Annotated in this window: 22 protein-coding genes and 1 tRNA gene; 17 read left to right on the top strand and 6 right to left on the bottom strand. The window is 65.9% G+C overall.

What is annotated here, in order from left to right:
• The first annotated feature begins 69 nt into the window (after positions 1-69).
• The 4 genes from E3N94_RS11055 to E3N94_RS11040 all read left to right on the top strand — a co-directional run bounded on the left by E3N94_RS11055 (position 70) and on the right by E3N94_RS11040 (position 3,420).
• Entirely contained in the window at positions 70-1,062 is a 993-nt protein-coding gene (locus E3N94_RS11055; protein ID WP_134570236.1) for a nitrilase-related carbon-nitrogen hydrolase, read from the top strand.
• Positions 1,059-2,084 carry an agmatine deiminase family protein gene (locus E3N94_RS11050; RefSeq protein WP_104102107.1) on the top strand — a complete coding sequence of 342 codons (1,026 nt, stop codon included), beginning with the start codon at positions 1,059-1,061 and terminating at the stop codon, positions 2,082-2,084. Before E3N94_RS11055 ends, E3N94_RS11050 begins: the two co-directional genes overlap by 4 nt.
• A gap of 134 nt (positions 2,085-2,218) precedes the next feature.
• Positions 2,219-2,719, top strand: a complete 501-nt coding sequence (locus E3N94_RS11045) for a CarD family transcriptional regulator (protein WP_104102105.1) — start codon at positions 2,219-2,221, stop codon at positions 2,717-2,719.
• A gap of 392 nt (positions 2,720-3,111) precedes the next feature.
• Positions 3,112-3,420, top strand: coding sequence for a hypothetical protein (locus E3N94_RS11040; RefSeq protein WP_134570235.1), 309 nt, complete (start codon positions 3,112-3,114; stop codon positions 3,418-3,420).
• 500 nt (positions 3,421-3,920) lie between these two features.
• Here the strand turns inward: E3N94_RS11040 and E3N94_RS11035 are convergent.
• Positions 3,921-4,003, bottom strand: a tRNA-Leu gene (locus tag E3N94_RS11035).
• A 116-nt stretch (positions 4,004-4,119) separates the two neighbouring features.
• Here E3N94_RS11035 and E3N94_RS11030 point away from each other — a divergent pair.
• From E3N94_RS11030 to mshC, 3 genes are read left to right on the top strand one after another with little or no spacing between them, the layout of a single operon-like run.
• Positions 4,120-5,445: a M20/M25/M40 family metallo-hydrolase gene (locus E3N94_RS11030; RefSeq protein ID WP_134570234.1), complete on the top strand. Its 1,326-nt coding sequence runs from the start codon at positions 4,120-4,122 to the stop codon at positions 5,443-5,445.
• Between the two features lie 18 nt (positions 5,446-5,463).
• Positions 5,464-6,318, top strand: coding sequence for an undecaprenyl-diphosphate phosphatase (locus E3N94_RS11025; RefSeq protein WP_134570233.1), 855 nt, complete (start codon positions 5,464-5,466; stop codon positions 6,316-6,318).
• Positions 6,319-6,331: 13 nt separating this feature from the next.
• Positions 6,332-7,612 (top strand): cysteine--1-D-myo-inosityl 2-amino-2-deoxy-alpha-D-glucopyranoside ligase, encoded by a 1,281-nt coding sequence (gene mshC / locus E3N94_RS11020; RefSeq protein ID WP_134570232.1) that lies wholly within the window; start codon positions 6,332-6,334, stop codon positions 7,610-7,612.
• Here the strand turns inward: mshC and E3N94_RS11015 are convergent.
• Complete coding sequence (locus E3N94_RS11015; RefSeq protein WP_241987111.1) at positions 7,609-8,553, bottom strand: PAC2 family protein; 945 nt, start codon at positions 8,551-8,553, stop codon at positions 7,609-7,611. The two genes, mshC and E3N94_RS11015, sit on opposite strands and share 4 nt — an antisense overlap.
• Before the next feature lie 91 nt (positions 8,554-8,644).
• On the opposite strand from E3N94_RS11015, the gene E3N94_RS11010 reads away from it, so the two are divergent.
• From E3N94_RS11010 to lnt, 10 genes are all read left to right on the top strand, one after another.
• Positions 8,645-9,355: an HAD family phosphatase gene (locus E3N94_RS11010; protein WP_255453077.1), complete on the top strand. Its 711-nt coding sequence runs from the start codon at positions 8,645-8,647 to the stop codon at positions 9,353-9,355.
• 26 nt (positions 9,356-9,381) lie between these two features.
• Positions 9,382-10,413 carry a tRNA (adenine-N1)-methyltransferase gene (locus tag E3N94_RS11005; RefSeq protein WP_134570230.1) on the top strand — a complete coding sequence of 344 codons (1,032 nt, stop codon included), beginning with the start codon at positions 9,382-9,384 and terminating at the stop codon, positions 10,411-10,413.
• 79 nt (positions 10,414-10,492) lie between these two features.
• Positions 10,493-11,461 (top strand): FKBP-type peptidyl-prolyl cis-trans isomerase, encoded by a 969-nt coding sequence (locus E3N94_RS11000; protein ID WP_104102087.1) that lies wholly within the window; start codon positions 10,493-10,495, stop codon positions 11,459-11,461.
• 34 nt (positions 11,462-11,495) lie between these two features.
• Positions 11,496-12,557, top strand: a complete 1,062-nt coding sequence (locus E3N94_RS10995) for a WYL domain-containing protein (RefSeq protein WP_241986079.1) — start codon at positions 11,496-11,498, stop codon at positions 12,555-12,557.
• Complete coding sequence (locus tag E3N94_RS10990) at positions 12,554-13,549, top strand: WYL domain-containing protein (RefSeq protein WP_134570229.1); 996 nt, start codon at positions 12,554-12,556, stop codon at positions 13,547-13,549. Before E3N94_RS10995 ends, E3N94_RS10990 begins: the two co-directional genes overlap by 4 nt.
• Before the next feature lie 3 nt (positions 13,550-13,552).
• Positions 13,553-13,897 carry a hypothetical protein gene (locus E3N94_RS10985; protein WP_134401650.1) on the top strand — a complete coding sequence of 115 codons (345 nt, stop codon included), beginning with the start codon at positions 13,553-13,555 and terminating at the stop codon, positions 13,895-13,897.
• Complete coding sequence (gene tatA / locus E3N94_RS17500; RefSeq protein ID WP_104102079.1) at positions 13,890-14,111, top strand: twin-arginine translocase TatA/TatE family subunit; 222 nt, start codon at positions 13,890-13,892, stop codon at positions 14,109-14,111. The genes E3N94_RS10985 and tatA overlap by 8 nt, the downstream gene beginning before the upstream one ends.
• A gap of 47 nt (positions 14,112-14,158) precedes the next feature.
• Positions 14,159-14,911, top strand: a complete 753-nt coding sequence (gene tatC / locus E3N94_RS10975) for a twin-arginine translocase subunit TatC (RefSeq protein WP_104102077.1) — start codon at positions 14,159-14,161, stop codon at positions 14,909-14,911.
• 9 nt (positions 14,912-14,920) lie between these two features.
• Entirely contained in the window at positions 14,921-17,374 is a 2,454-nt protein-coding gene (locus E3N94_RS10970) for a DEAD/DEAH box helicase (protein ID WP_134570227.1), read from the top strand.
• 9 nt (positions 17,375-17,383) lie between these two features.
• On the top strand, positions 17,384-18,934 hold the full coding sequence (gene lnt, locus E3N94_RS10965) for an apolipoprotein N-acyltransferase (protein ID WP_241986077.1): 1,551 nt from the start codon (positions 17,384-17,386) through the stop codon (positions 18,932-18,934).
• Between the two features lie 29 nt (positions 18,935-18,963).
• Here the strand turns inward: lnt and E3N94_RS10960 are convergent, their stop codons facing one another.
• The 4 genes from E3N94_RS10960 to E3N94_RS10945 form a co-directional block, all read right to left on the bottom strand.
• Positions 18,964-19,329, bottom strand: a complete 366-nt coding sequence (locus E3N94_RS10960) for an RNA polymerase-binding protein RbpA (protein ID WP_134570226.1) — start codon at positions 19,327-19,329, stop codon at positions 18,964-18,966.
• Between the two features lie 90 nt (positions 19,330-19,419).
• On the bottom strand, positions 19,420-20,163 hold the full coding sequence (locus E3N94_RS10955; RefSeq protein ID WP_134419523.1) for a glycerophosphodiester phosphodiesterase family protein: 744 nt from the start codon (positions 20,161-20,163) through the stop codon (positions 19,420-19,422).
• A 6-nt stretch (positions 20,164-20,169) separates the two neighbouring features.
• On the bottom strand, positions 20,170-21,150 hold the full coding sequence (locus E3N94_RS10950; RefSeq protein WP_134419522.1) for an SPFH domain-containing protein: 981 nt from the start codon (positions 21,148-21,150) through the stop codon (positions 20,170-20,172).
• Positions 21,150-21,620: an NfeD family protein gene (locus E3N94_RS10945; RefSeq protein WP_174720217.1), complete on the bottom strand. Its 471-nt coding sequence runs from the start codon at positions 21,618-21,620 to the stop codon at positions 21,150-21,152. The genes E3N94_RS10950 and E3N94_RS10945 overlap by 1 nt, the downstream gene beginning before the upstream one ends.
• Positions 21,621-21,632 lie beyond the last annotated feature (12 nt).

Below are 21,632 nucleotides of genomic sequence, written 5' to 3'. Positions count from 1 at the left end.
CTGAGTCTATATATCTTTAGCCAACGGTTATTGATCAAGTGATCAATTATTCCGCAGGGAGGTCTCGTCATGCTCGTGATCAACGCGCCCGGCATCGCCGAACCGCTGACCCGCACGTCGAGCGAGGCCCGGCCGCCGCTCCGGGTCGGGCTCGTGCAGCACCGCTGGCACGTCGACGAAAACACGCTGCGCGCGGAGCTGGCCGAGGGCATCCGTCTGGCCTCCGATCAGGGTGCCCGCGTCGCCTTCCTGCCCGAGCTGACGCTGCGCAAATACCCCGGCAACTCACGGGCACAGGGTGTGCCGAAGCTGACGGCCGAGGACCTGCTGACCGGACCGACCTTCGCCTTCGCGGCTGAGCAGGCCAAATTGCACGGCGTCGTCGTGCACGCCTCCCTCTACGAGAGACCGGACGCAGAGGATGCACCGGAGGACCCGCGTGGTTACAACACGGCCATCCTGGTCTCGCCGACCGGTCGGCTGCTCGGTCGCACGCGCAAACTGCACATCCCGGTCACCGAGGGCTACTACGAGGACACCTGGTTCCGACCGGGCCCAGCCGAGGACGCGTATCCCGTCTATGCGCCGGAGGAACTGGGCGGTGCCCGGATCGGGCTGCCCACCTGCTGGGACGAATGGTTCCCCGAGGTGTCGCGGCTGTACGGCCTCGGTGGCGCCCAGCTGCTGGTCTACCCCACAGCGATCGGCTCGGAGCCCGGCTTCCCCGCGTTCGACACCCAACCGCTCTGGCGGCAGGTGATCGTGGCCAACGGGATCACCAGCGGCCTCTTCATGGTGGTGCCCAATCGTCACGGCGACGAGGGCGACCTGACCTTTTACGGCTCCTCTTTCATCTCTGACCCCTACGGTCGTGTGCTCGTGCAGGCTCCCCGTGACGAGTCCGCGGTGCTGGTTGCCGACCTCGACCTGGCACAACGGGAGGAGTGGCTCACGCTGTTTCCCTTCCTGGCCACCCGACGGCCGGACAGCTATGCGGGGCTGACCACGCCGGTCGACCCGGCTCATCCGTTCGGTGCGATGGTGACGTCGGGGGAGTCGTGACCTGGCTGATGCCGGCGGAGACCGCGCCGCAGGACCGGGTCTGGATGGCATTCCCGGTGGACGGCTACACGCTCGGCACGGATGCGTATTCCGCCGACGAGGCGCGCGGCACCTGGACCGCGGTTGCCCACGCGGTCCTCGAATTCGAACCCGTCACCATGGTCGTCGACCCGGCCGAGGTGGCGACCGCTCGGCGGTACCTCTCCGCGGAAATCGAAATCATCGAGGCACCACTTGACGACGCCTGGATGCGCGACATCGGCCCGTCCTTCGTGCTGGGTGATGACGGGCAGCTGGGGGCGGTGGACTGGGCATTCAACGGTTGGGGTGCCCAGGATTGGGCGCGCTGGGGCAAAGACATGGAGGTAGGCAGGCTCGTCACCGCCGCCTCTGGCGCGAGTGCGATCTCCTCGGTGCTCGTGAACGAGGGCGGCGGCATTCACGTCGACGGCGCGGGAACGGTGCTGGCCACGCAGACCGTTCAACTGGATCCGGGCCGGAACCCCTACGTCGACCGGGCGAGGATCGAGGCCGAGTTCGCCCGTACCCTCGGCGCCACCCGCCTGGTCTGGCTGCCGCGCGGCCTGAGCCGGGACCAGCAGCGCTACGGAACCCGCGGCCACGTCGATATGGTGGCCGCCCTCCCGTCGCCCGGAACGGTGTTGATACACGCGCAGAACGACCCGGCCCACCCGGACTATGCCGTGACCAGGCAGCTCCGCGCCGTTCTCGCCGAGGAGACGGATGCGGCGGGCCGGCCGTTCACCATCGTCGACCTGCCGGCACCGGCCGCACTCACGGACGAGGACGGCTTCGTGGACTACAACTACGTCAACCACCTCGTCGTCAACGGCGGCGTGATCGCCTGCGGCTTCGGCGAGGAACGGGCCGACCAGGTCGCCCGGGAGATCCTGGCCGCGGCGTATCCGGGCCGAACGGTCGTGTCGGTCGAGGCGCGGCCGTTGTTCGCGCGCGGCGGCGGCATCCACTGCATCACCCAGCAGCAGCCATCGGCCGGGTAGTACGCCGCGCCACGCTTGCTGCCGCAAGGTGAACGTTCAGGGGACTGTGGCACGATTGACAGGTTGGCCGCCGGGAATTCGGCTAGTCGGCGCCACCGGGACGCCGCATGCAGCACGATCTGAATCGAGTCAGTTTGAAGTTCATCGTTGGGGAAACCCTCGTCTATCCGCACCACGGTGCGGTCACCCTTACCGAGCTCTCCACCATAACGCTGAAGGGCGTCGCCCAGCCGGCGATGACGCTGCGCGTGCATTCGTCGCAGCTCACAATCCAACTTCCCATCGCGAATGCGGGGCTTGTTGGAGTGCGTGACGTCATCGATGCCGCTGGGCTGGAAGAGGTCTACAAGGTCCTACGCGAGCCGTTCACGGAGGAAGCAACGAACTGGAGCCGCCGGTTCAAAGCGAATCAAGAGAAGATGGCGAGTGACAGCGTGACGCGCGTCGCCGAAGTCGTCCGGGACCTGTGGCGCCGCGAACAGGACGGCGGCGTGTCCGCCGGTGAGAAGCGGATGCTCGCCAAATCCCGTCAACTCCTCGAGTCTGAGCTGGCGCTGGCGCTCGGCACATCACCGGAAGACACCGTCCTGGCTTTGGACGAGGTTCTCTCCGGAGCCCTCACCGAAGCGGTCTAGCCCCGCGCGGCGGTTCGACGCCCAAGCGATCCACCGACACGACGACGTGTCGGATGCCTTCCACGAGTGGGTGCTCGGGCCGTCGATGATCTACCTCCGCCCGTGCTTTCCGCGACCCGGTACATCCCTGACGAGGTGCAGGAGAACTAATACCGGCTCCTGGCCGAGAAATTGCGGCCGAAGCCCGTCGACCGTCTCCTCGAAGTCGGATGCGGCTGCGGCTCTTGGCCTGCCTGAGGGGAACAAGCGGTTCGCGCGGTCATGGATGGCTCTCCGAATGTGTCTTACGCCCGTTGCCCAGATAGCCACCGAGGAGTATCTTCCGCAAAGGTGGGGCGGGACGCTGGCTCACCCGATGCCAGGCGGGTCGTCCCTTGTTGAGAGGATTACTCATGAAACGCATGGTACTGGGGTGCGTTGTCGCACTCGGACTTGTTTTCGTCGGCGCCACTTCGGCTCAGGCTGGCGAGACCAGTGGCAATGGCAGTCCGGTCCCGGGCGCAACGAACGCGAATTCGGCGTGCGCCTATTCGGGCCGGGACCTCCCCGATGCTGAGGAAAACCAGCCGCCCCAATTCAACGACGACTTCGTCACGGACGGGCGCGTGCAGAGCTACGGGCGGTTCGTCAGCCACGGCTTCAAGGATCTGGTGCCCAGCCCGGGCGAAGCCTGCCGCGGCAACGTGACATTTGAGGAATAGGCTGCCAAGCCGCGACCTCGGGCAACTGCGAGCACAGCCCCTACGATCTTCCCTTGGTCGCTGACCTCTGGCCGCGACGCGGCCGGTCAGAGGGCCATCATGATCGTGAGGGCTTCGCGGTTGCCCCGTCACGGTTGGCGACGGGGATGCGTCGGAGTTCACCGTGCGGTCGAAGACCCTCCGGGATCGACGGTCCCGTCGAGGATCGCCGGCATGAGGTGTGCGATCCAGGCGCGCACGGGAGAGGAGCCGATGATCGGTTGACAGTAGGTGGCACCAACCAGTTCTTCAGTGGCGATCGCCTGCGGGGAAAGCGGGCGGCGCCGAGCATGTCGGCGGTGAGGCTGCCGCCGGCGGACCTCCGATACGGGGTGATGGCGAGGAGACTGCGTTCCGGCCGGAAACACGTTCGACCATAAAAAAATAGGCCGCGCAACCGGTATCGATTGTCGCGACCTATTTCCACATGACGAGTCGGAATGATCCGAATCTAATTTATGTGCCCGAGGGGGGACTTGAACCCCCACGCCCATAAGGGCACTAGCACCTCAAGCTAGCGCGTCTGCCATTCCGCCACCCGGGCCGAGTGTTCCAGCGGCCGTTCCCGGCCGCCGAATATGTAATCTAGCACGGATTTCGAGGCCCTCCAGCCGCGCCCACCGTCGCCCGCCGGCGGCGGGGCCCGGTAGCGTGACACGCATGCTTTCCTTTGCTGACAACACGCCGGCCGACGCTGCACTGGACCTCACGGCCACGATCGCTCGCGACCTCATCCGTTTCGACACGACCAACTATGGCGAGGGCCGTTCGAACGGCGAAACGGATGCCGCCGAGTACGTCGAGGCGAACCTGCGGTCCCTCGGCCTCGCCCCGCAGCTGTTCGATTCAGAACCGGGCCGCACGAGTGTCGTCGTGCGCGTTCCGGGTCGTGACAGCAGCCGCGGGGCGCTGGTAGTCCACGGCCACCTCGACGTCGTTCCCGCTGACCCGGAGGCCTGGTCGGTGGACCCGTTCGCCGGCGTGATCAAGGACGGCCTCCTGTGGGGCCGCGGAGCCGTTGACATGAAGAACATGGACGCCATGATGCTCGCGTCGCTCCAAAACATCCTCGGCTCCGGCCAGGAACCGGCCCGTGAACTGATCGTGGCGTTCTTCGCCGACGAGGAGGCCGGGGGAGTGCTCGGCTCGCACTACCTCGTCGACACCCGTCCGGAGCTCTTCCACGGCGCCACCGAGGCCATCAGCGAGGTCGGGGGCTACTCGATCACGCTCGGCGGTCAGCGTGCCTACCTGCTCCAGACGGGCGAGAAGGCGCTGATCTGGATCAAGCTTGTGGCGCGGGGCGAGGCGGCCCACGGGTCCCGGCTGATCCGTAGGAACGCCGTGACCCGGCTCGCCGAGGCTGTCGCCAAGGTCGGCCGACGCGAGTGGCCGATCCGTCTGACCGAGACCACCACCCAGCTGTTGGCGGAGCTGGCACGGGTGCTCGACGTCGACCCCCAACGTGTTGGTCCCGACGAGCTGGCCCTCGCCACTGGCACGGCATCGGGCTTCATCCAAGCGAGCCTGCGCACCACGACCAATCCCACCGTTCTGCACGCCGGTTACAAGCACAACGTCATCCCGGACCGGGGCGAGGCGCTCATCGACATCCGCACCCTGCCCGGCGACGAGGATTCCGTACTCGCCGAAGTGGCCGCGCTGGTCGGCCCCGACATCGAGATCGTGATCATGCACCGCGACATCGGTCTCGAAACAGAATTCGGCGGGCCCCTCGTCGACGCGGTCGTCGAGACCCTTGGCCGACACGATCCGGGCGCTCCGGTGCTGCCCTACCTGCTCTCCGCCGGCACGGACAACAAGGCCCTCAGCACCCTCGGGATCAAGGGTTACGGTTTTGCCCCGCTCAAGCTCCCCGCCGACCTCGATTTCCCGGCGATGTTCCACGGGGTCGACGAACGGGTGCCTCTCGACGCGTTAGTGTTTGGCAGGCAGGTCCTGACCGACCTGCTCTCGAACTACTGAACAGCAAAAGGGCATTTCGTGAACTTCATCGACGCACTCATCCTGGGACTCGTGCAGGGACTTACCGAATTCCTCCCGGTCTCCTCCAGCGCCCACATCCGTATCGTCGGGGAATTCCTAGGAACCGGAGGTGACCCGGGAGCCCGCTTCACCGCGATCATCCAGATCGGTACCGAGGCTGCCGTGGTGATCTACTTCTGGCGCGATATCGTGCGCATCATCGGGCAGTGGTCCAAGTCCCTCGTCGGCAAGGTTCCGCGCGCCGACCCGGACGCGCGGATGGGCTGGCTGATCATCCTCGGATCGCTGCCCATCGTGGCGCTCGGCCTGCTCTTCCAGGACCAGATCGAGTCCTCGCTCCGCAACCTGTGGATTACCGCCAGCGTGCTGATCGGCTTCGGCCTCCTGCTCGGCATCGCCGACTACGTCGGGGCCAAGCGCCGCCGGCTGGGCGACCTCACCGTGCCCCATGGCATCGTCTATGGCTTCGCCCAAGCCCTCGCGTTGATCCCCGGCGTATCCCGCTCGGGAGGCACGATCACCGCCGGCCTGTTCATGGGGTACGAGCGCGCCGCCGCCGCCCGCTACGCTTTCCTGCTCGCCATCCCGGCCGTTCTCGGCAGCGGGCTGTTCCAGGTGTACAAATCGATCGTCAAGCCGTGCCTGGAGGGTGCGACAAACTGCACCCCGGAGATTTTCGGCCCGTGGGACACCCTGGCGGCCACGGTCATCGGCTTCGTCGTCGCCCTGTTCGTGATCAAGTTCTTCATGAGCTACATCTCCAGACGTAGCTTCCTGCCGTTCGTGTTCTACCGCATCGTGCTCGGCCTCGTGCTGATCGGCCTGCTGGTGACGAACACCATCTCCGCCTAGTTAGGCTGAGAAGATGCGTGCCTGGCGACGACCCGAAATTCCGCAACTCCCCGGTCAGTCCGGCGCACCCTGGCTGCACGATACCGCCACCGCGGCCCTGATCGAGGCCAAACCCACTGACGTCGCCCGGCTGTACGTGTGTGGGATCACCCCCTACGACGCCACGCACCTCGGCCATGCGGCCACCTACCTGGCCTTCGACACTCTGCAGCGGGTCTGGCTGGACGGCGGCTATCGGGTGCACTACGCCCAGAACGTGACGGATGTCGACGACCCGCTCCTCGAGCGAGCCGCCGCCACCGGCGTCGACTGGGAGGTTCTCGCCGAGTCGCAGGTGAACCTCTTCCGCACCGACATGGAGGCACTGGGGATCATCCCGCCGAACGACTATGTCGCCGTCACCGAGGTCATCGACGAGATTGCGGATGCCGTGGCCCAGCTCTGGGATGCCGGCCTCGCGTACCCGGTCCCCGTGGACGCGGCCGCCGTAGGCGCGCCCGAGCCGACGGCGGCCGCCGGTTCCGACATCTACTTCGACATTGAGGCCGCGCAGCGCGCGACCTCGTGGACGCTCGGCGACGAGAGCAATCTCGACGCCGAGGCCATGCTCACCCTGTTCTCCGAACGCGGGGGAGACCCGGCCCGTCCCGGCAAGCGGGACGTCCTCGACCCGCTGCTCTGGCGCTCGGCCCGCCCCGGGGAACCGTCCTGGGCGTCGCGCGTCGGCGCCGGCCGTCCGGGCTGGCACATTGAGTGTTCGGTCATCGCACTGAAGGAACTCGGCACGGACTTCACGGTGCAGGGCGGCGGCAGCGATCTGATCTTCCCGCACCACGACATGAGTGCGGGGCACGCGGCAGCCCTATCCGGGCATCCGCTGGCCGGCGTCTACAGCCACACCGGCATGGTGGCCTATCAGGGCGAGAAGATGAGCAAGTCGCTCGGAAATCTGGTGCTCGTGTCCAAACTGCGCACCGCGGGAACCGACCCGCGAGCAATCCGCCTGGCCCTGCTCGACCAGCACTACCGCGCCGATTGGGAGTGGACGAACGCGCACCTTCGGGCGGCGGTGGCCCGCCTCGCGACCTGGACCGCCGCCTTCGGGACAGCGGGCACGGCCGGAACCCTCGACACGCACGCGGTCATCGAACGGCTGCGGGCCGCCCTCGCCGCCGACCTCGACACCCCGAGCGCGCTGGCGGTCGTGGATGCCGCCGCAGCCGACTCCGACAGAGTCGACGATCCGGCACTGCTGGCCCGCGCGGTCGACGCGCTGCTCGGCGTGGCTCTTTAGGGCTGGCGGGGCGAGTCGGTCGGCGGGCGCCCCTCGCCGGGGCCGTCCCGGCCATCGCCGCGCTTGCGCAGGTATTTCTCGAATTCTTGGGCGATCGCTTCGCCGCTGGCCTCCGGGGAATCGACCGTGTCGCGAGCCTGTTCGAGCTGCCCGATATAGGCCGCCATCTCGTCGTCCTCGGCCGCCAGCGTGTCGATGCCGCTTTGCCATTCATCGGCCTCGCTCACCAGGTCGCCGCGCGGGATGACGACATCGATGACTTCCTCAAGCTTGTCGATCAGTGCCAGCATCGCCTTCGGCGACGGCGCATTGTGCACGTAGTGGGGGACGGACGCCCAGATCGACAGGGTCGGAATGCCGACCTCCTCCGCGGCGATCGCGAGCACGCTCAGGATGCCGACGGGGCCTTCGTAGGTGCTGCGCTCAACCTGAAGTTCGGCTCGTACCTGCGGGTTGTCGCTGGAGACGAAGATGGAGATAGGCCGGGTGTGAGGAACGTCGGCCAGCATCGCCCCGAGGAAGACGATGCCGCCGACATCCGCGGCGAGGGCGGCGTCGAGAATCTCTGCGGCGAATCCCTTCCAGCTGCGGGACGGTTCCGTTCCAAGGAGCAGATAGATGTTTCCGGCGTTCGTGCCGCTGACGCGCAGCTGGGCGTCGTCGGCCAGGGAAGCCCCGGCCTTGGCGGGGGTCGTCGGTCCGTAGAGTACCGCACCCGGCCACTCCAGTTTGCGCCGGCCGTCTTCGCCGCCGGCCGAAATGGTGGGCCGGTTGAACTGATAGTCGAAGTAGATCTCTGGGTCGATCTCCGCGACCGGGGATACATCCAGCAGATCCTTCAGGGTGCCCACGGCGCCGGTCGCCGCCTCGCCGGCGTCGTTCCAACCCTCGAACGCCACCACCAGGAGGCGACCGTTGAGGAACCCATTAGCCTCTGTCACTGTCCGAAACCTCTTTCGACGGGGTGCCCCGCACGGCGCACCATCCATCAAGGATAGGCGGTGCCCCCTACACTTGAACTCCGTGAACGCGATCCGAATCAATTCCCCCCTGCCTGCGGCCGTGCTCTGGGACATGGACGGCACCATCGTGGACTCCGAGCCGTACTGGATGCGGGCCGAGACGGAACTGGTCGAGTCCTTCGGCGGCGTCTGGTCCCACAGCGACGCCATGCTGCTGGTCGGCTCCGGCCTCGAGGGTTCCGCGGTCATCCTGCAGGATCGGGGCGTCGATCTGGCCGGCGACGCCATCGTGCACCGGCTCACCAGCCGTGTCCAGGAACTCCTGAGAACCTGCGGTGCCCCATGGCGGCCCGGCGCGCTCGAGCTGCTCGCCGAGCTCAAGACCGCCGGCGTCCCCATGGCGCTGGTCACCATGTCACAGCAGCGGATGGCACGACAGATCGCCGAACTTGTCGGATTCACCGCCTTCGACACCATTATCGCCGGCGATATGGTCACGAACAGCAAGCCGCATCCAGAGGCGTACCTGACGGCTGCCGGGCTGCTCGGCGTCGACCCCGAGCACTGCATCGCGGTCGAGGACTCCATTCCGGGCATCGCGGCCGCCGTGGCATCCGGGGCCGTCGTCGTCGGCGTCCCGCACATGGTCTCCCTGCCCGAGAGTGCGCACTACGAGCTCTGGCCGACCCTCGCCGGTCGCACTCTGCACGGTTTCACCTCGCTGTACACCGCCCGTCGCGGATCCCTCGGCCGCAAGCCGGCCCCGACCGACCCACACTGACCCGAGAGCAAGGACGTAACGCACGCATGAGCGACAATCAGGTCATCCAAAACAGTGGACCCTTCCGGATCGGCGACCGGGTACAGCTGACCGGACCCAAGAACAAACTGAACACGATCACCCTGGAACCAGGCAAGGTCTTACACACCCACCGGGGAATCCTGGCGCACGATGACGTCATCGGTGTCCCGGACGGCTCGGTCGTCACGAACAACGTCGGCGTGGAGCACCTCGCCTTGCGGCCGTTGCTGAACGACTTCGTGATGTCGATGCCGCGAGGCGCTGCCATCATCTATCCCAAGGACGCCGCCCAGATCATCGCGCAGGCCGATATCTTCCCGGGGGCGACTGTGGTGGAGGCCGGCGTCGGTTCCGGCGCCCTGTCGCTCTGGCTGCTGCGCGCCATCGGCCCCGCCGGGAGGCTGGCCTCATTCGAACGCCGCAGCGAGTTCGCGGATGTCGCCCGTGACAATATCGCGACCTTTCTCGGGTCTGATCCCGCCAACTGGAGCATCACGCTCGGCGACCTCGCCGATACCCTCCCCGACACGATGCCGGCCCAGAGCGTGGACCGGGTCGTGCTCGACATGCTCGCGCCCTGGGAGTGCCTGCGCTCTGTTTCGGACGCGCTCAAGCCAGGCGGAGTGCTGCTCTGCTACGTGGCCACGGTGACCCAACTCTCGCGGGTGGCCGAGGCCATTCGTGCGACCGCTTTCTACACGAACCCGGACTCGAACGAGACCATGGTTCGCGGGTGGCACGTCGAGGGTCTCGCCGTGCGGCCCGATCACCGGATGATCGGGCACACGGGTTTCCTGATCACGGCCCGCCGTCTCGCCCCGGACACGATTCTTCCCGAATTGAAGCGCCGTCCGTCGAAGACCGACTTCTCCGATGCCGATGTGGAGGCCTGGACGCCGGGCGCCCTCGGCGAACGCAGTGTCAGCTCGAAGGTCATGCGCAAGCGCGTGCGGATGGCCGAAACAGGCGCGGCCATCTCGAAGGCTCGCGGGCTCGACGCGGGCGAACCCGACGACCTCGCACCCAACGCCCGTTAGGATTGTTTCGGCCTGTCATCCGGCCCCGAATTTGCCCCTGTCCCGCATAATCACCTGCCCCACACTGAAATGAGATCCCGTGCGTAGAGCTCCTGCACTCATCGCTTCCGCTGGCCTGCTGGTCGCGGTCCTCACCGGCTGCAGCACCCCCGTGGACGCCGCAGACTGCCAGGCGCCGGTCACGAAGGGGGCAGCGTCGAAGCTCGTGTCGGTGTCGGGCGAATTCGGCTCCGCGCCGACGGTGGACTTCCCGACCCCGTTGAAGACGGACTCCACCCAGGCCAGTGAGATCATCGCCGGCACGGGTGCCGGTCTCGTCCCGGATCAGCTGGTCAAGCTCGACCTCAGCCTCTACAACGGTACGACGGGTGCGTTGATCAGCGCGGGCGAGTACGACGGGGTTAACCAGGCCAGCATCGTCCTGGACGACGAACAGTCGCTCCCGGGCCTGGCGATGGGCCTGGAGTGCGCCCAGGTCGGATCCCGGCTGGCTCTCATCGTCTCCCCGGACGACGGGCTCGGTCCGGCCGGCGGAGACCCCAACAGTGGCATCGGCGCCGACGACTCGCTGGTCTTCGTGATCGACGTCGTGCGAGCCAACCTGCTCCGGGCCAACGGCGCCAACCAGTCGGTCGCGAGCGGGCTTCCGTCCGTTGTCCTTGCGACTGATGGAACCCCCGGCCTCACCATTCCGTCGAGTGAGCCGCCGACCGAGCTGCAGATCGGCGTCCTCAAGAAGGGCGATGGCGAGCAGGTCGCGGAAGGCGATACTGCGACCCTGCACTACACGGGCGTGCTCTGGAACGAGAACACGGTCTTCGATTCCAGCTGGCAGACCGGGAAACCGGCCGAGTTCCTGATCGTGGACGGTTCGAAGACCGAGGGCGGGCTGATCCCCGGGTTCGCCCAGGCCATCATCGGGCAGACTGTCGGTTCGCAGGTCATCGCCGTCATCCCGGCCGATCAGGCTTATGGTGATGAGGCCTCGCAGAAGATCCCCGCAGGCTCAACGCTCGTGTTCGTCGTCGATATCCTCGGCGTGAACTAAGTCTCGGCCTGCAAGCGGCGGATAGACTCGCAGCGTGCCGTCCACCATTGAAAAGAACAGCCGTGTTTCGGTAGAAGAACGCCTGTTCAGCCTGGTACTTGCGCTTATCGCAACGGAAGTCGGGTTGACCAAGGCCGATATTCTGTCCACCGTGCAGGGGTACCGCCAGCGCTATCTCCCCGGCGGAGACAACGCGAGCCTGGAGCGGCAGTTCGAACGAGACAAAGACGACATCCGCGAACTGGGCATTCCGCTCGAGGTGGTTGAGCCGCCGGACGATCCCGGGAGCAACCACCATTTGCGCTACCGCATCCCCAAGGGACTCTACGAGCTTCCGGTGGACGTGACTTTCAGTCCGGACGAGCTCATGTTGCTGAAGCTTGCCGCGACGGTCTGGCGGGAGGGCTCCCTGTCTGCGGAGTCCAGGCGTGCGATGACTAAACTGCATGCGCTGGGCATCGACTCGAGCGATCCCGTGCTCGGTTACTCGCCGTCCCTGCGCGTGCGGGAGGCGTCCTTCGAACCGCTCAGCAAGGCAATGGATCGCGGTCAGGTTGTGGCATTCCTCTATCTGAAGCCCGGCGAGGCGGCGGCGCACCGCCGTCAGGTCGAGCCCCGCGCCATGGTGTTGCACGACGGACGATGGCACCTGTTCGGCACCGACCAGGATGCTGCGGCAACCCGCACGTACCTGCTCTCCCGGATCGTGGGCCCGGTGGTGACGGTCCCCGGAGCCTCGTTCGTGGCGCACGGTGACGGTCAGGGGCAGGAAGCGCTCAGCGAGCTCGAGGCGCTGTGGACCGCCAACATCGCCGTGATCGCCGCCCGGCCGGGCAGCGATGCCGCGGTGAGACTGTCGAAACGAGTCGCCCCGGGAGAGATTCGAACGAACGCGGACGCATCCGCTCTCCACCTGAACTTCACCGATCTCAACGTGTTCGCCGACGAGCTCGCCGGCTACGGCCCGGAGGTTCTGGTGCACTCGCCCGCGGCCCTGCGCACGGCGGTCCGGTCCCGCCTGATCACCGTGCGGGATGCCCACACCGATTTCGATCTGAATGCGCACCCGGATACCACGACGGCGGCCGACGAATGAACGGCGGTCCGGCACTCGGAGCATCCGACAAGCTGACCTTCCTCCTGGCGCTGGTTCCCTTCCTGATGGACCATGACCGCATCAGCGTGACCGACGTCGCCGCGCACTTCGGGGTGTCGCCTGACCGGGTGCGCGACGCGGTCAATCTCATCGCGGTTTCCGGCATCCCCGGGGAAACCCGCCAGTACCTGCACGGCGACCTGTTCGATATCCATTGGGACGAGTTCGAAACGAACGACCTCATCGTGCTCACCCACCTCGTGGCCATCGACGACTCGCCGCGCTTCTCCGCCCGAGAAGCCGCCGCGCTGATCGCCGGCCTTCAATACCTGTCGTCGCTACCGGAGAATGCCGACGTCGACGCGATCGCGTCGCTGATGGCGAAACTCACCCGCAGCGCCTCAGCGGCTCCCAGCCAAGTTACCGTCTCCGGCACGGATGCCCGCAGCAGCATTGCGGTCGTGCAAGCCGCGGTCCGCGGCGGAGTACAGATCGAGTTCGACTACCTGAATGCCCGCGGCGAGAATGAACTGCGCCGGGTTGACCCGTGGCGCATCCAGTCTGTGGACCGGGACTGGTACCTGCGCGGCTGGTGCCACCTCCGCGAAGCGGCCCGCACCTTTCGCCTCGACCGAATGAGCGATCTGCACGTGACCGACGTGCCGACCAACCCCCGGTCCGCCGATGCTGTGCCGACCGAGACCCTCTTCGAGGGCTCCGCGTCCGACCAGGATGTGACGGTTGAACTCCCGACGTCTGCCGTTCCGCTGCTCGCAGACTACGCACCATACGGCGCCCCCGGCGCACACGGGGACCGCGTGCGGAGGACACTCAAAGTGGCTCACTATCACGGCCTCAAACGCCTCGTCACCGGCCTCGCCGGAGTCGTGGAAGTGGTTGACCCGGCCGAGGCGCGCGCGGTCGTGCGCGAGTGGGCGGCCGCCGGCGTGGCCCGCTACGACGAGTCCGAACCGACAGACGCGGGGGAGTAGATGATGCCGTGGTGGTCGTGGGCACTGATCTGGATCGGCCTGGTGCTCGGCCTGCTCGCGATGCTGGCCTGGTTCGGATTCGCCCTGTTCAAGAAGGTCATGGCCACACTGGAGGCCCTTCAAGAACTCGGCGATCTTGTCGCTGACGTCACCCGGGGGCAGGAGATGCCGCCGTCGGACCGGTTCCAACCGGCCGTCTTCACAAAGCCCGCCGACCTCTACCGCGCTCTCGAACTGGTTCAGCGTGACCGGGCGCAACGTCGACAGCGGCGGCGGGATTCCTCGATCGCCAGAGGTAAACTGTTTATAACTCGCCCATTGACCCAGAGGACAGATACTGATGCTTAACAACCTGACCGGATGGCACTTCCTGATCATCCTCGTCATCGTTCTGCTTCTGTTCGGTGCGCCCAAGCTTCCCGGCCTCGCCCGCAGCCTCGGGCAGTCCATGAAGATTTTCAAGAACGAGATCAAGAGCGATAAAGAAGACGCCGAAACCACCGGCAGCGCTGACGACTCTTCGAAGGCCGCCGGCACAGCCGACCCGACGACGAAATCGTAAGTCCCGTGGCGGGGCGAATCCCTCGGCGCACGGCCACTGATGGAAAAATGTCGCTGGGCCAACATCTGCTAGAGCTGCGCAAGCGTCTCTTCCTCGCTGCGGCAGGAATACTGGTTGGTGCGATCGTCGGCTGGTTCCTGTCCGATTTCGTGTGGGACGCCCTGCGCGAGCCGATCTACGCCATCATCGAGGCGCAGGACCGCACGGCTCAGCTGAACTACCCAGACATCACTAGTGCCTTTGACCTGAAGTTGAAGATCGCCTTCTACGTGGGGCTCGTCGTGTCCAGCCCGGTCTGGCTCTTCCAGATCTTCGCGTTCCTGGTTCCCGGCCTCACCCGCATCGAAAAGCAGTACACCTTCGGCTTCCTCTTCACCGCCATTCCGCTGTTCCTGGCGGGCTGCGCCGCGGGATGGTTCGTTCTGCCGAACATCGTCGGACTGATGACGAGTTTCGCACCCAAGGAAGACGCCGCTCTCATCGTCGCGCAAAGTTACCTCGATTTCGTGTTGAAGCTCATGATCGCGATCGGTGTGGCATTCGTGCTCCCCGTCTTCATCGTTCTGCTCAACCTGGCCGGAGTGATCAGTGCTCAGTCGATCATCAAATCCTGGCGGATCGCCGTGCTGTTGATCACGCTGTTTACCGCGATCGCCACCCCCGCTGCCGACGTGATCTCGATGTTCCTTCTTGCCATCCCTATGGTCCTGCTTTACTTCGCCGCCTATGGAATCGCGTTCCTCCACGATCGACGTGCCGCCCGCCGCGCCCGTTCCCTCGAACAGGAGTTGGCGCTCTGAGCGCATCCGATGACCAACCTTGAATCGCCCGCGGAACGCTATGCCGCCTCCCGAGCCCGCGCCGGCCGGCCCCGCCTGGAGTCATTCCGCACCGGGCTCCGCTTCGGACTGGATCCCTTCCAGCTGGCCGCTTGCGCGTCTCTCGAGGACGGTAACAGCGTGCTCGTGGCCGCGCCCACGGGTGCCGGCAAAACCCTGATCGCCGAGTTCGCGATCTATCTGGCAATGCAGAGCTCACGGAAGAAGGTCTTCTACACCGCCCCGATGAAGGCGCTGAGCAATCAAAAGTTTCAGGAACTCGTCGCAGAATACGGGGCGGATGCCGTGGGCCTGCTCACCGGCGACACGAACGTGAACCCGCAGGCCCGCATCGTGGTCATGACGACCGAAGTGCTGCGCAACATGCTCTACGCCGATTCGGACCTCCTCACAAACCTTGCCTTCGTCGTGTTGGACGAGGTCCACTTCCTGGCCGACCGGTTCCGCGGTGCCGTCTGGGAAGAGGTCATCATCCATCTGCCCCAGGACGTACGTCTGGTCTCGCTCAGCGCCACGGTCTCAAACGCCGAAGAATTCGGCGACTGGCTGCAGGCCGTCCGCGGCGAAACGGATGTCATCGTCTCCGAAGAGAGGCCGGTTCCGCTCGAACAACATGTGCTGGTCAAGAGCAAAATGATCGACCTCTTTGACGCAGCCGGCCTGGCCGGGACCCACCGGGTGAACCCGGAGCTGGTGCGGCTGGCCCAGTCGGGCGGGCGCGCACCCGGCGTCCGCTCGGCGAACGGACGCCGGGGCGGCGACCGCGACCGCGGCCGGGGGACCCAGCCGCGTGGCGGTTTCGAACCGGGGCGGATGGACCGCTCCGACATCGTGCGGCTGCTCGAGGGCAAACACCTGCTCCCGGCGATCTTCTTCATCTTCAGCCGAGTCGGCTGCGACCAGGCGGTCCGCCAGGTACTGCGGGCCGGCGTGCGCTTGACCGACGCTCAGGAGCGCGAGGAGATCCGGCAGATCGTCGACGAGCGCTGCCGTACGCTGCTCGACGAAGACCTCGGCGTGCTCGGCTACTTCGAGTGGCTCGACGGCCTCGAGCGGGGTGTCGCCGCCCACCACGCCGGGCTGCTTCCGGCGTTCAAGGAGGTCGTCGAGGAGCTGTTCCAGAAGAAGCTCCTTAAGGCCGTCTTCGCCACGGAAACCCTGGCGCTCGGCATCAACATGCCGGCCCGTACGGTGGTGCTCGACAAGCTCGAGAAGTTCAACGGCGAGGCGAGAGTGCCGGTCACCCCGGGGGAGTACACCCAGCTGACCGGTCGGGCCGGGCGGCGCGGCATTGACATTGAGGGCCACTCGGTGATCCAGTGGGCTTCCGGACTCGACCCTCAGACGGTGGCGTCACTCGCGTCTCGACGCACCTACCCGCTCAATTCCAGCTTTAAGCCGACCTACAACATGGCCGTCAACCTGATCGACCAGTTCGGTCGGGAACGCACGCGTGAGGTCCTCGAGTCCTCGTTTGCCCAGTTCCAGGCCGATCGGGCGGTCGTCGACCTGGCACGCAGAGTGCGCCAACAGGAAGAGTCACTGACCGGGTTCGCGCAGTCCATGGTCTGCCACCTGGGCGACTTCACCGAATACTCCGCCATCCGTCGCAATCTCACCGACGTCGAGCGCCAAAATGCGGCGGGGGAGACCGGCGCCCGTGCGGCGCGCGAGCGCCGCCAGCGCGAACTCGGCAACCTGCGTAAGCGCATGCGCGAGCATCCGTGCCATAGCTGCCCTGAGCGCGAGCAGCACGCACGGTGGGCACAGCGCTGGTGGACGCTGAGGCGAGACACGGATACCCTCACCCAGCAGATTACGACACGCACCGGCGCCGTCGCACGCGTCTTCGACCGGGTGACCGAAGTTCTCGTGGGCTACGGCTATCTCCTCGAGAACCCCGACGGCACGGTCACGCTCAGCCCGAGCGGCCTGATCCTGCGGCGCATCTACGCGGACCGTGACCTCCTGGTAGCGGAATCGCTGCGCCGGGGCCTGTGGAACGACCTCGACCCAGCGGGTCTCGCTGCCATGGCCTGCGCTCTCGTTTTCGAACCCCGCCGCGAAGAGGGTTTGATCGACGAACGCTACCTGCCCAAGGGCGCCTTCCGCGAGGCCCTGCACGAGACCCAGGAGTTGTGGAGCCGCCTCGATGATCTCGAACGCGATCACAAGCTTCCCGGCAGCAACCCCCTCGCGGTGGGACTCAGCCTGGCGATATGGAAGTGGGCGCGAGCCGGTTCGCTCATCGACGTCCTGGATGAGGCCGAGATGGCGGCGGGCGACTTCGTGCGCTGGACGAAGCAGACCATCGACCTTCTGGATCAGCTCTCGGTCGTGGCCGACGACCCCGTCGGCCGCACCGCTCGCAAGGCCATGGATGCGATCCGCCGTGGGATCGTGGCCTACTCGTCAGTCGCCTAGGCTGATGACGTGATCTCGGGGACCCTTCGGCCATTGGCCCTCCCGTTGCCGGCCGCTATGCTGCTCGCCGCGGCGGCCGGCGCGATCTTGGACGCCGGGTTTCCCGATCGGTCGTGGTGGATTCTGGCCCTGGTCGGAGTCTTCCTGATGCTCTTCGCCTTACTGGGGCGTGGTTTCTGGTCCGGCCTGCTCATCGGGTTGGTGGCCGGATCAGCGTTCTGGTTGATTCACATCAGCTGGCTGACGCTCTATCTCGGACCTGTGCCCTGGCTGGCACTGGCCGGCTTGCAAACCATATTCTTCTGTATCAGCCTGGCGCTGATCGGTGTCGTGCTCGAAACGGGGCCGCGGGTGTGGCCGACCAGCCTGGGCCGCCTCGGCGTGGTGCCGGTGGTCGTGGCTGGGCTGTGGACGGCGCGGGAAGCACTCGCCTCGGTATGGCCGTATGGCGGATTCGCTTGGGGCAGGGTGGCCATCTCCCAGTCCGAGAGCCCGTTCAATTCACTGGTGGCCTGGGTCGGCATGTCGGGGCTCAGCTTCGTCCTGGTCTGGCTTTGCGCCCTGGCTCTGCAGTTGCTCCGCGAAACCCCGGTGCGACTCACCGTGCGCTCAGGCATTGCCGCAGGGGCGATCGCGGTCGTATTGGTCGTACCGGCCTGGCCGACGGTACAGACGGGGGAGGTGCGTCTGGCTGCCATCCAGGGTGCATCGGATGCCGGTCTGTTCGCGCGCTACTCACCGGGGCAGATCCTGGCGGACCACACTTCGGCGACCTTGGCCGTCATCGACGAGGAGGTCGACTTCGTCGTGTGGCCGGAGAACGCCAGCGACATCGACCCCCTTCGTTCAGCGGATGCCGCCAAGAACCTGGACTTCCTCAGCCACCGGATGGGCGTCCCGATCATCGCGGGAGCGATAACGCAGCGGAACAACAAGATCTACAACAGTTCTCTGCTGTGGCAGGAGGGAGAGGGCGCCGTCGACATCTACGACAAGGTGCATCCGGTGCCCTTCGCGGAGTACATGCCGGACCGTGCGTTCTGGCGGCCATTTGCTCCCGAGCTGATCGACCTGGTCGCGCGCGACTACTCCATCGGCACCCGGGACAACGTTTTCGACATCAACGGGATCGTGGCGGGACTCGCCATCTGCTTCGATATCGCCGACGACCAGCTCGTTCAGGAAATGGTCGACGACAAAGCCGAGATCATCCTTGCCCAGACGAACAACGCCGACTTCGGCCGCACCGACGAGAGCGTGCAGCAGTTGGCCATCGCACGACTCCGAGCCATCGAAGCCGGGCGCACGGTCGTGAATATCTCCACCGTGGGCACCAGCGCCATCATCACGCCGGATGGTGCCACGCTCGACAGTCTGCCGACCTGGCTGCCCGGAGCGATGGTGCAGTCAGTTCCCCTGAGCGACACGGTCACCCCGGCGATGGCTGCGGGACGGGTAATCGAGTGGCTGGTGTGCGGCCTCGGCCTTGCCGGGTTTGTACTGTGCTCTCGTAACACGCTACGCGCCCGTTGGAATCGGGCGCGTAGCGTGCGATCCTGATCAGTTCAGGCAGCGCGAAAAAGGGCCGATCAGGCGTCGATCTTCTGCTGGCCGCGACGCTCCCGCAGGAACGTCAGCCGTTCCTCAAGGAGTTCCTCGAGCTCGGCGCGGGTGCGTCGCTCCAGGAGCATGTCCCAATGCGTACGCGGTACTTTCTCGTCGGAATGGTCCACTATCACCGGTTTGGAGTCAACCAACCGGGTTGCTGTCTGTGAACAGAAGCGACATTCCCATTCGTCAGGAGCTTCCGCCTCTGCCGAGAAGATCATGACCGTCTCCCGTGCGCACGTCGCACACAGATACGTGTGACTAACTCGTGGTGAAAAGGTTACGCCCTCTTCGCTCTGAAGGCTTTGTGCGCCTAACCTCATGCCACGCAAACTGCGATCCGCCATCGTATGGTCTCCTCTCGCGATACAACTTCTAGGTATAAACCATCAAGCTGGACGTTATCTTTCCGTTATGTGACTTCTCGGAGCGAACTCTCAGGCTCGCGCCGCGATGATCGCCACGGCCAGGTCGCACCGGTCGGTGACGATCCCGTCGACACCGAGGTCCAGGAGCCGGATCATGGACTCCGCATCGTTGATGGTCCAGACATGCACCTCCACCTCGGCCGCGTGTATGCCGCGAATGAAGCGGGGAGTGAGGATGCGAAGGAAACGAACCGACTCCGGCACCTGCACGGCGGCAAAGTTCCTCAGGGAGTGCCGAACCGGAGCGGCAAGGCCCAGTTCGGCGGCCAAAACGGCGCGCATCAAGACCGACGCGGATGCCGATGTGGCCACCCCGGGGAGCAGCGCAGCCGTGCGGCGACGGCGGTTCTCGGAGAAAGAGGTGATCAGCACCCGGTCGATGGCGCCGGCGTCCCGGACCGCCGCGGCCGTGGCCTCGACGGCGGCCAATGATTTGACGTCGATGTTGAACCGGGCCTCCGGGAAGACGTCAAGTCCCTCGCGAAGGGACGCGAAGGATTGCCCCTGACCGAGTCCGACCCGGCGCAGCTCGCCCATGGTGAGCTGATCGAGGCGGATGCGGGTTCCGGCCACATCGTGTTCAGCGTCGTGGCTGAGCACGGCGATTCCGTCGTCCGTGGCGTGGACATCCGTCTCGATGTGGGTCGCGCCGACCGCGAGCGCGTGCCGGAACGCCAGCAGGGTGTTCTCCGGTGCATCAAGGGAGAGGCCGCGATGGGCGAAAACGCGCGGCCCGACCCCCTCGAGGTACATCGCCGCCTACGCCTCCGGGACGGCGGGGGACCGGCCGGCCGGCCCGGCCTGCCCGGTCTGCGCGGTCTGCGCGGGGGCGGCCGAGCCGCCGACGGCATGGCCGAACGCCGCCCCGATGCCGTTCATCGCGGCGGTGAGTTCGCTGGGCACGATCCACAACTTGTTCGCACTGCCCTCCGCGAGCTTGGGGAGGGTCAGAAGGTACTGATAGGCCAGGAGCTTCGGATCCGGGTCACCGTCGTGGATCGCCCTGAATACCGTGGTGATGGCCTCCGCCTCACCCTGGGCGCGCAGAACGGCTGCCTTCGCGTCACCCTCCGCCGACAGGATGGCGGCCTGCCGAGCTCCCTCGGCCGTCAGAATCGCCGACTGCTTCGTGCCCTCGGCGGTCAGGATGACCGCGCGGCGGTCACGCTCGGCGCGCATCTGCTTCTCCATCGAATCCTGGATGGACAGGGGCGGGTCGATCGCCTTCAGCTCCACCCGTCCGACTCGGATACCCCACTTGCCGGTCGCCTCGTCCAGCACGATCCGTAGTTGCCCGTTGATATTGTCGCGGCTGGTCAGCGCCTCTTCAAGGTTGAGGCCACCGACCACATTGCGCAGGGTCGTCGTCGTGAGCTGCTCGACCGCGCCCAGGTAATTCGCGATTTCGTAGGTGGCGGCACGTGCATCCGTGACCTGAAAATAGACCACGGTGTCAATGGACACCACGAGATTGTCCTCCGTGATCACCGGCTGCGGGGGGAAGGAAACGACCTGTTCGCGCATGTCCAACAAGGGTCGCACCCGGTCGATGAAGGGAACCAGGATGTTCAGGCCCGGCTCGAGCGTCTTGTGATACTTGCCCAGACGCTCGACGACGCCGGCGTTGGCCTGCGGGATGATCTTGATGGCCCGGACTAGAACGACGACGACGAACACCCCGAGTACCAAGAGGAGGGCGGCAATGAAGATTTGCCCAATGAATTCACCGGTGGAGAGCACTATGTGATGTTCCTTTCCGAGGGATGAACGACGGCGGTGGAGCCTTCGATCGCGGTCACGCGAACAATCTCACCGGGTTCGGCGGATTGCGTGTCGGTGTCGGGGGAGAGGCGGGCTGTCCAGGTTTCGCCGTTGGCCAGTTTGACCATTCCACCCGAGGGGCGAACGGTGGACAGTACTTGTGCGGTCATGCCGAGCAGTGCGGCGACATTGCTCGGTGTGTGATCGGCACCCTTCCTCATCAGCCGCAGGAGAACCGGGCGTATGAGCAGGATGAGGAGCACGGATACCACGGCGGCCGTGACGATCTGGAGCCACCACACGGCTCCCAGCAGGTTCGCCCCCAGGCCGGCCAGGCTTCCGACAGCAATCATCAGAAAGGTGAACTCGAGCGACAGCAGCTCGATGATCACGCAGACGAGGATGAAGACGAGCCACACGATCCACAAGTAGTCGGTCAGGTCAGCCATCAATTTTGGAGC

It is taken from the genome of Cryobacterium sp. Sr3, from assembly GCF_004402835.1.
GTDB classification, from domain to species: Bacteria; Actinomycetota; Actinomycetes; order Actinomycetales; family Microbacteriaceae; genus Cryobacterium; species Cryobacterium sandaracinum.
This window is presented reverse-complemented; position numbering and strand designations above follow the sequence as displayed.

Bases quoted from the DNA above. Each gene is read 5' to 3' on its own strand.
- E3N94_RS11055 (WP_134570236.1), top strand. From the start codon at position 70: ATGCTCGTGATCAACGCGCCCGGCATCGCCGAACCGCTGACCCGCACG.
- E3N94_RS11040 (WP_134570235.1), top strand. From the start codon at position 3,112: ATGAAACGCATGGTACTGGGGTGCGTTGTCGCACTCGGACTTGTTTTC.
- E3N94_RS11030 (WP_134570234.1), top strand. From the start codon at position 4,120: ATGCTTTCCTTTGCTGACAACACGCCGGCCGACGCTGCACTGGACCTC.
- mshC (WP_134570232.1), top strand. From the start codon at position 6,332: ATGCGTGCCTGGCGACGACCCGAAATTCCGCAACTCCCCGGTCAGTCC.
- E3N94_RS11005 (WP_134570230.1), top strand. From the start codon at position 9,382: ATGAGCGACAATCAGGTCATCCAAAACAGTGGACCCTTCCGGATCGGC.
- E3N94_RS10990 (WP_134570229.1), top strand. From the start codon at position 12,554: ATGAACGGCGGTCCGGCACTCGGAGCATCCGACAAGCTGACCTTCCTC.
- E3N94_RS10985 (WP_134401650.1), top strand. From the start codon at position 13,553: ATGCCGTGGTGGTCGTGGGCACTGATCTGGATCGGCCTGGTGCTCGGC.
- tatA (WP_104102079.1), top strand. From the start codon at position 13,890: ATGCTTAACAACCTGACCGGATGGCACTTCCTGATCATCCTCGTCATC.
- tatC (WP_104102077.1), top strand. From the start codon at position 14,159: ATGTCGCTGGGCCAACATCTGCTAGAGCTGCGCAAGCGTCTCTTCCTC.
- E3N94_RS10970 (WP_134570227.1), top strand. From the start codon at position 14,921: ATGACCAACCTTGAATCGCCCGCGGAACGCTATGCCGCCTCCCGAGCC.
- E3N94_RS10960 (WP_134570226.1), bottom strand. From the start codon at position 19,329: ATGGCGGATCGCAGTTTGCGTGGCATGAGGTTAGGCGCACAAAGCCTT.
- E3N94_RS10955 (WP_134419523.1), bottom strand. From the start codon at position 20,163: ATGTACCTCGAGGGGGTCGGGCCGCGCGTTTTCGCCCATCGCGGCCTC.
- E3N94_RS10945 (WP_174720217.1), bottom strand. From the start codon at position 21,620: ATGGCTGACCTGACCGACTACTTGTGGATCGTGTGGCTCGTCTTCATC.